Annotated in this window: 5 protein-coding genes; 2 read left to right on the top strand and 3 right to left on the bottom strand. The window is 38.7% G+C overall.

Features of this window, described 5'->3' with window-relative positions; genetic code table 11:
• The first annotated feature begins 400 nt into the window (after positions 1-400).
• Complete coding sequence (locus tag CXF62_RS01230) at positions 401-1033, top strand: DNA-3-methyladenine glycosylase (protein WP_102092617.1); 633 nt, start codon at positions 401-403, stop codon at positions 1031-1033.
• 36 nt (positions 1034-1069) lie between these two features.
• Positions 1070-1381 carry a YqfO family protein gene (locus CXF62_RS01225; RefSeq protein ID WP_102092616.1) on the top strand — a complete coding sequence of 104 codons (312 nt, stop codon included), beginning with the start codon at positions 1070-1072 and terminating at the stop codon, positions 1379-1381.
• A 142-nt stretch (positions 1382-1523) separates the two neighbouring features.
• Here CXF62_RS01225 and CXF62_RS01220 read toward each other — a convergent pair whose 3' ends face one another.
• The 3 genes from CXF62_RS01220 to CXF62_RS01210 all read right to left on the bottom strand — a co-directional run bounded on the left by CXF62_RS01220 (position 1524) and on the right by CXF62_RS01210 (position 3584).
• A complete protein-coding gene (locus CXF62_RS01220) occupies positions 1524-1898 on the bottom strand; it encodes a hypothetical protein (RefSeq protein ID WP_102092615.1) in 375 nt (124 codons plus the stop codon).
• An 84-nt stretch (positions 1899-1982) separates the two neighbouring features.
• Entirely contained in the window at positions 1983-2642 is a 660-nt protein-coding gene (locus tag CXF62_RS01215) for a hypothetical protein (RefSeq protein WP_102092614.1), read from the bottom strand.
• A gap of 738 nt (positions 2643-3380) precedes the next feature.
• A complete protein-coding gene (locus CXF62_RS01210) occupies positions 3381-3584 on the bottom strand; it encodes a CsbD family protein (RefSeq protein WP_102092613.1) in 204 nt (67 codons plus the stop codon).
• Positions 3585-3870: the final 286 nt, after the last annotated feature.

The following is a 3870-nucleotide window of genomic DNA, read 5'->3' as shown; positions in this document are numbered from 1 at the left end:
TGACCCCTGCCGTCAAATCCGTACAGTTAAACTTGGGAGATTTTAATCACACAACCTTACGATAAAAATCAAATCGCAAGAACCATGATTGTTTTTCTGATAAAAGATGGGTTTTTATTTTTATTAAGGTATACCCTAATAGAACCAGTTATCCCATCCTTCAAACCTATTAACAGACCACTTAAAACAGATTGCCATAATGGAACCACTTATAACAGACTGCAATTCCTATCTATTTATCAACCAGTAACACCCTTTAGGCACGGGCGTATAGTTTAGCTCGTATAAAAAATCAAACATAGCGCCAACACTGTCCCCGATACCTTATCTTAATTTTATGCTAATTTGTTAGTACTTACTCATATCAAATAGACCATAAAAATAAGAAAAGGTTTCGCTAATGTCTACTGCCTCATCAACCGTTTTGGAGCCTGACTGGTTCACTCGTCCGACCTGTGTGGTCGCTGCTGACCTGATTGGTAAAGTCCTATGTCGACAGCTAACCGATAGGGATGGACAGCAAAAAACGCTACGTATGCGTATCTCTGAGACCGAAGCCTATATTGGTCAAGATGATCCTGCGTGTCATTCACATGCAGGCACTCGAACGGCACGCACAGAGATTATGTATGAGCAAGGTGGAGTATTCTATGTCTATTTGACATACGGTGTGCATCATATGCTAAATTTGATTAGCGGCTCTGTAGAGTCGCCTGAGTCTGTATTGATACGCGCTGGGTTTTTGACTGACGATAGTGACCGTCTGATTGAAGAGCAACAACTCAGTCCAGATAAGCAGTTTACACATCCTAAGCAGTTCGCAGGCCCTGGTAAATTGACCAAACGCTTGCAAATTGATCGCGATTTATATGGCAAACCTATTTCGCTGGCATCAGAAGTTTGGATAGAAGATGATAGTTGCCAGCCGCCTGTATCACTACGCCCACGTATTGGTATTGATTATGCAGGTGATGCCAAAGACTGGCTGCTACGTTATATATGGACTGATCACCCTTCTTTATCTAAGAACTAGCAGGTGATGCTTAAAACCACTCTATGAGGTAAACCTATGTATAAATTGACCATTTTTATTCCTGATGAAGCGTTAGACAAAGTGAAATCTGCTTTGTTTACTGCTGGCGCTGGGAAGATTGGAAACTATGAGCAATGCTGTTGGCAGATACGAGGGACCGGTCAGTTTATGCCATTGTCAGGCAGTGAGCCGCATATTGGTACACAGGATAGTTTAGAAATGGTCGATGAGTGGCGAGTGGAAATGGTGGTAGATGAAGCTTTTATCGATGCTACCATTGCCGCGTTAAAAGAGGCACATCCCTATGAAACGCCAGCTTATGATGTGATAAAAGTTTTGGATTTCTAGTTTTATATAGAAAAGTATCAGATGATTGACTGTAAGAATTCTCATAGAAAAACCAAATAAGCCATTTGCTAACTTATTTGGCTATAAAGCTTTTAATATTTCAACTGAGTATTAATAGTGAATGTCAGCCCTTAACAACTCATTAATCTTTTTTAAGCTTAATCACGTTGTAGCTTGGATAGCCTAGCTCAATTTTATAATCGTCGCGTCCACGTTCAGCCTTTATCTTAATCTTACGATCACCGTTTTTATATTTGACGTCTTTGACACGGTATCCCATGCTACGGACTTTACTAGCAGCTCGTTGCTCGACAACGGAGACATAGCTGTCTTTGTCGTTCTTTTTGTCTTTGTGTTTTTTATGGCCTTTATTGTCCTTATGAGTGTGCTCGTAAAGGTTGTCATAGCCATTGTAGCCATTCGGCGCAGTTACACAGCCTGTGGTCACTGCTAATAAAGCTGCGACTATGCTGCCAGTCGCTACTGTTTTTAATGTTGAAAATGATAGAGTTTTCATAATGATTTCCTAGTAATATATCGTTGCTCAATATGGGTAAAAGCTAAACGTACCGAGGTAATTAGCTAAAAATGTTGAAAGCGATCAATCTTTTCTGACTTTGATCACATCTAAATTTGGATAACTTAATAGTATCTCGTACTTCTGTGAACCGTGTTTGCCCTCAACCTCAAAGACGCCTCGCTTGTTTTTTTCTTCAAGATCGATATCTTCAACACGGTAGCCCATAGCCCTTACTTTGTTGATAGCACGGCGTTTAATAGCTGGGTAACGTGATTCTCTTTTAATAGTGTCTTCGACATCGCCTTTTTTATAGCGCTGACCATTCTGATAATTATCTTTATGTTTGTTTTCTTTATAGCGGTTATTATTATTTTGCGACTTATTATCCCAGTTATCTGGCCATGCTTTTTTGCTTGAGCTGATGAGTCTTAGGGCAGGGTAAGTATATTTTAGCTCGTAGGCTTGGTTGTTCTTTTTAGCATACGCCGTAAGAGCTCGATCACCACGGTAACTATCAGCTCTGATATCTATAACCTGATAGCCTTTGCGGCGCAAGTCTTGTCGAAGCTGCTGACTTACGCGATTAAAATTATTGTTTTGGCTATTATTATCACCACGATAGACAGGCTGATTGTCATATCCTGAGCCTACAACCGCACAACCTACTGTCGTACCCAATAATGCAACGACAAGACTAGTAGACAGAGTGGCCTTAATAGAAAAGGGTTTTATTATTTTCATGAGGCAATATCCTATGATGGTATTAAGTAGGTCGTGTAGGTTAAAGGTACCTATATCCTCTATAACTATAAGATTTTAAAAGTATTTTGGTTTATTAAGTTAGCTAGCAGCTAGCAAGTGTCTTTGGTAGTTTATTGTTCGAAATATTTCCTTACATTATCAATAATAGAGTACAAAACTTTGCGGTAGGTGTCTTTTGCGTTAATAAGTTGTAATAATTGTGGCAAGTAAAATAGATTGTTGTAAGCATATGCTTACACGCAATGACGTTTACGCGACTTAACATACGAGTGAGAGTTAGGCATTATAGTCACACGGCATTAGGGAATGTGACTCAAGGATTGAGTTGACCGCATTAAGGATAATGATTCGATAACTAGCGTCAGGATGACAATAGTAATTGAAGTAAGGACACATACCCTTTGCTGATAGCAGCAAGTAATACTGAAGCTGTAGTGTAGTAAAAAGGGCAGGATGCCCAGTATCACAATATACTGAATATTTGTGCAAGGATGCATGAAAAGCAGTCGTGATAGGTAACATGGATAGTTAACAATAAAACCGCATAACAATTGATTGCTATGCGGTTTTATCGTGTCTGGAGGACGGTGATTTATTTTTCCGACAGCATATCTATATAGTATAAATCTGCCATAAAAAAACCGCATATATTTCTATACGGTTTTTCAATTTATTTAGTACAGTAGTTATGCAGCGGATAAGTATGCAACGAATATATTAATACTTGTTTTCTACACGCCAGTCATCTACTTCACGCTCTGCATCTTCTTTGGCATGGCCATAGCGCTCTTGTACACGGCCTACTAGCTTGTCACGGCTACCTTCGATATGGGTAAGATCGTCGTCTGTTAGTTCAGCCCATTTTTGTTTAACTGAACCTTTCACTTGGTTCCATTCGCCTTTTAGAGTATGTTCGTTCATTGTATTATTCCTTTTATTGAACTTATTGTGTTTGATTTATTTCTTAATCACCATTTTGATTTTTATTTCACAATATCGATTACTGATAATACTATTTAATTTTTATTCTAATTGTATTGCACAAGGATAAGTGATTGGTTCCAAATATCTTGTGAGGTTAAATATAGGACTTTTCAATTCAGCTGTCTGTATATGCTATGTTTATAGTGTTACTTAATTATAGTGGGCGTTTACTAAGTGTTATCTACAGGGCTGCTGTAGTAGTGCCACGTAAATTGCGTCTACT

It is taken from the genome of Psychrobacter sp. MES7-P7E, assembly GCF_002863645.1.
Taxonomy (GTDB): domain Bacteria; phylum Pseudomonadota; class Gammaproteobacteria; order Pseudomonadales; family Moraxellaceae; genus Psychrobacter.
This window is presented reverse-complemented; position numbering and strand designations above follow the sequence as displayed.

What these genes read in the sequence shown, in the direction of transcription:
- CXF62_RS01225 (WP_102092616.1), top strand. Translation starts at nt 1,070, where the DNA reads ATGTATAAATTGACCATTTTTATTCCTGATGAAGCGTTAGACAAAGTG.
- CXF62_RS01215 (WP_102092614.1), bottom strand. Translation starts at nt 2,642, where the DNA reads ATGAAAATAATAAAACCCTTTTCTATTAAGGCCACTCTGTCTACTAGT.
- CXF62_RS01210 (WP_102092613.1), bottom strand. Translation starts at nt 3,584, where the DNA reads ATGAACGAACATACTCTAAAAGGCGAATGGAACCAAGTGAAAGGTTCA.
- CXF62_RS01220 (WP_102092615.1), bottom strand. Translation starts at nt 1,898, where the DNA reads ATGAAAACTCTATCATTTTCAACATTAAAAACAGTAGCGACTGGCAGC.
- CXF62_RS01230 (WP_102092617.1), top strand. Translation starts at nt 401, where the DNA reads ATGTCTACTGCCTCATCAACCGTTTTGGAGCCTGACTGGTTCACTCGT.